3 protein-coding genes and 1 pseudogene are annotated in these 3,829 nt (G+C 65.9%); 3 read left to right on the forward strand and 1 reads right to left on the reverse strand.

Going from position 1 to position 3,829, the window contains the following annotated elements; all coding sequences use genetic code 11:
• From AB0H37_RS44890 to AB0H37_RS44900, 3 genes and pseudogenes are all read left to right on the forward strand, one after another.
• Positions 1-413, forward strand: a pseudogene (locus AB0H37_RS44890) (hypothetical protein); the annotation flags it as partial.
• Positions 414-1,043: 630 nt separating this feature from the next.
• A complete protein-coding gene (locus AB0H37_RS44895; protein ID WP_360618838.1) occupies positions 1,044-1,691 on the forward strand; it encodes a L,D-transpeptidase in 648 nt (215 codons plus the stop codon).
• Positions 1,692-2,930: 1,239 nt separating this feature from the next.
• Positions 2,931-3,368: a tyrosine-type recombinase/integrase gene (locus tag AB0H37_RS44900; RefSeq protein WP_360618840.1), complete on the forward strand. Its 438-nt coding sequence runs from the start codon at positions 2,931-2,933 to the stop codon at positions 3,366-3,368.
• Between the two features lie 9 nt (positions 3,369-3,377).
• Here the strand turns inward: AB0H37_RS44900 and AB0H37_RS44905 are convergent, their stop codons facing one another.
• Positions 3,378-3,689 carry a histidine kinase dimerization/phospho-acceptor domain-containing protein gene (locus AB0H37_RS44905; RefSeq protein ID WP_360618842.1) on the reverse strand — a complete coding sequence of 104 codons (312 nt, stop codon included), beginning with the start codon at positions 3,687-3,689 and terminating at the stop codon, positions 3,378-3,380.
• Positions 3,690-3,829: the final 140 nt, after the last annotated feature.

Here is a 3,829-nt window from a genome sequence, read left to right on the forward strand (position 1 = left end):
CCGACGGTGACGGCTCCGACGCCGACGCCGACGGTGACGGCTCCGACGCCGACGCCGACGGTGACGGCTCCGACGCCGACGCCGACGGTGACGGCTCCGACGCCGACGCCGACGGTGACGGCACCGACGCCGACGCCTACGGTGACGGCACCGACGCCTACGCCTACGGTGACGGCACCGACGCCGACGCCTACGGTGACGGCACCGACGCCTACGCCGACGGTGACGGCTCCCACGCCGACGCCTACGGTGACGGCACCGACGCCGACGCCTACGGTGACGGCACCGACAACGAAGCCCACGCCGAAGCCGACGGGGACGGCGCCCAAGCCGAAGCCAACCTGCCAGCCCCATGGCAAGGGCGACCATGGCCAGATGTGCCAGGAGCAGTGCCAGTCTCACGGAAAGCCTGAAACGTGCCACAACGGGCTTCCTCAGGCACCCGCTCCTAAGCCGGTCACCGGAGACTACTCCGTGACCGACTGGATGGCCCCGCCGAGCTGAACCATGGTGTTCTTTCGTCGTGGAGGAATTGAGTCTCGACGAAGGTTCATGATGGGGTCTTAGCGGGTCGCGAAGGGCCCGGCCTACAGAAACATGGGCCGGGCCCTTCGTCCTGCGAGGGTTCCGATAACGCACTTACGCATCGCGGTAAGGAGACCCAGCTTATGCGGAGCGTTCGCGGCCGAACGGTGCAAACCGGCCACTGTGAGGACCTCGTCCCACTCGGCTGCTCGCTCTAGTTGCCGAACTGGACGTTCGCCCAAAAAGGGAACATGCACCTGTTTTTGAGACCCTCCCGCCAAGCCCTTCGGTACGGTCCACAGGCATAAACGCCTAGGCGATCCCCTCACAAGGTGATCACTGTGTGTGATACAACTGCTGCTAACAGTGAATCGCAGGGGGTGATGGGCGTGGGACTTAGGTTCTGGGCTGGTGTCGTGCCGGGCGCCGCGGCGATTGCCGCCATGCTTACGGTGGCCGGCTGCAGTGGGTCGCACGGGGGGCGGGCTCAAGGGGCTGGCGTCGACAATTCGAAGCTCGTGGAGGCGACCACCGATTCGACGGTTCTCAAGGCGCCGCTGGATGGTAACTCGTCCAAACCCGGCGACGGGACGGTGCTACATCCCAATACGCCGCAGACGGTGTACGAACGGCCAGGCGGCGCTCCGATCGCACGGCTGCCAGTGACACAGCTGAACAGCCCTACGTGGATGCCGGTGATCGCCAGCCAAACTGGCTGGCATCAGGTGCTGCTGCCATCCCGCCCTAATGGCGCTACCGGGTGGATTGCCGCAAACGACAGTCTGCAAGGGGCTTTCACCCCCTACGTCGTTAAGGTTGACCTGTCGGATCGGCGGCTCATCCTGCTGAAGTCGAACAAGCCAACGGGGAGCTGGAAGGTTGCGGTGGGTGCCGCCGCCACCCCTACCCCGGTCGGCCGCACGTTCCTGCTCGCCTCACTAAAGCCGTCCAAGCCCGGACCTAGCCCGCTGATCCTTCCCGTCGGTGTACATTCGCAAGCCCGCGACACTATCGGAGGTGGCCCGGGCACGGTCGCCTTCCATGGCTGGCCTGACCGGTCGGTCTTCGGGCGGGCGACCACACAGGGCAGCGTAGCCGTCCCCGAGGATGCATTGAAGGCGTTGTCGCTTGTGCCGTTGGGCAGCCTGGTCTTCATCAGCAACTGATCCCGGGACTTGACCTCGCCATCTGTGAGGATCGCCCGCCTGGACCCAGACCGCCCAGACGTTGAACGTCACATTGGTCTTGGGGACGCAATCCAGTAGATCTGCGGTGGATCGACCAAGAATGTCGAAGATGTGCTTGCCGGAGCGGCGATTCTGCCTGGTCGTAGGCTTGCTGGGCCAGTTCGATCGCGGTGGGGCACCTGTTGTCCTAGTGGGCGCTTATGACGCTGGCGGCGGTGATCCAGCCCTGCAGCCAGAGGCCCACGATGCCATGGCGGAGCCGGGTGGCGGTTGCCGGGGGACATCGGCAGCGTTCTGGTCGCAGAGGTGGTACGCGCATTTTCTGTCCGCAGGGGACAGTCGGCCGACCCCTGCCGGTGGAGGTGCGCCCCTCGGTCAGACGACGCTTGGCCGAGGAGCAGGCGGCGGGAGTCCTCCCTGCCGCCGCACCAGATCTAGTCCCAAATGCCGGCTGGTTAGCATCATCATCATCGGGTTGCGGAAGGACACGGGTTGCTCTCCCGCGGTCAGGGAGCCACGGGAGCCAGTTTTGGGAGCCACGGCAATCAGGCTCCCAACGACTCAACGCGACTCAAGCAGGGCGTTCGCGCAGGTGAGAGGCTCCCCGTTCGACTCAGATCGACCTAGATCGACTCTCCTGAATTGCTTCACACCGAAGAGGCCACTGGTTCGAACCCAGTATCGCCCATTCCAAGTTTCCGCAGGTCAGAGTGTTGTACGCGGTGCGATCTCGTGTGTTCCAATGAGCGCTTCGTAGTCTCGGGGGCCAGTTTCGGGAGCCACCGCACGCTTCGCAGATTCCCGAAGCGCTCAAAGCGGCCGCGGCGTTGTTGGGTTCGGGCTCGATGGTCGCCGCCGGGCCGCCAGTTGCGGGGTCCGCAGGGCTCGTCGAGGTGATGTGCATGTTGGTGAGCGGTATGGGTGACGCTCGGTCCTGCGCCGAAGGCCGAGAACCCGCACCGGCTGCGCAGCGGGGCCAGCTTCGCCTAGATGGCCGGAGCCACACCGCTGCCCACCGGCAGTTGCCTAGCTAGGGGCGAGACCGCTTCAACTGCGGCGGCAACGACCAGGCCCACCACGCCCTCTTGGAGATCGTGCTGAGCCGCGTCCGGATGGACCAGCGCACCAAAGACCAACATCGTCCGGCGCCTGGCCGAGGGCAAGAGCAAGGAAATCGTCCGTTGCCTCAGGCACTACGTCGCGCATGAGGTCTACCAGGTGATCAATTTGACGGCACTCCAGTCACCGGTTGCGCAGACACGACAAGTCCGAGCCGCAAAGAACGCCGACCGCGCACACGCCAAGCGCTGCGCCCCCGACGAACGCGCGAACGCCCAGATCAACCCCAAGGCACCTGAGTTCGGACGCTACGGGGCCTGTTACGTCCGTTACGGCAACGCGGTCAAGGGGTCGCCGCCGCGGCGGCGCACGGTGTTGACGGTCTGGGACTGGGTCGCCGAAGCGCAGATCACCCGACGGTTCGCCGCCTACCGTGATGAGCTGGGTTTGGAGGAGGCGCCGCATCCGCACCTGCGGCACTCCTACATCACCCACCTGATCGAGGACGGCGCCGTTCCGCACTTTGTGCAGCGACAGGTGGGGCACACCTGGGGATCCACGACCTGCTCCACACCCACGCTGGGTCGGACTTCATGAACCAGTCGCTTAAGGGCGCTCCGAAGCGTCCCTTTGGAGCGACCAGAGCAGGGCGATCACCGTGTTCTCCAAGCGCTCGACGCTCTGCAACGCCTCCTTCAACGCCGCGAAGGGGTCGGCGACGTCCCTGTTGGTCAGGGCTTCTTCCAACTCCAGTCGTAGCGCGGCAAGCGGTGTGCGCATCTCGTGCGAGGCCTGGACGACGAATCGGCGCTGCCTCTCGGCCGGCGCCTCGCCGTTGAACCGGGCGAGCCGGTCGGCGTCGAAGCTTTTGCGTACCTCGGTCGTTCCGGCCGAGATGAACTCGATGTCCTGGCGCATGTGCGGGTCCTTTCGCTGGTGCGGCGGGTGTACGCCGCGGCCTAGGGAGGGCTGGGGGAGTCACCGGGGGTGAAGGCGCCGCCGAGGGCGGCGGCGTGCGCGGCCGCGGCGGCGATCTCGGCGATCTCGTCGTCCACCGG

It is taken from the genome of Actinomadura sp. NPDC023710 (assembly GCF_040639875.1).
GTDB lineage: Bacteria > Actinomycetota > Actinomycetes > Streptosporangiales > Streptosporangiaceae > Spirillospora > Spirillospora citrea.

Excerpts from the sequence above, each read along its gene's own strand:
- AB0H37_RS44905 (WP_360618842.1), bottom strand. The coding sequence starts at position 3,689 with ATGCGCCAGGACATCGAGTTCATCTCGGCCGGAACGACCGAGGTACGC.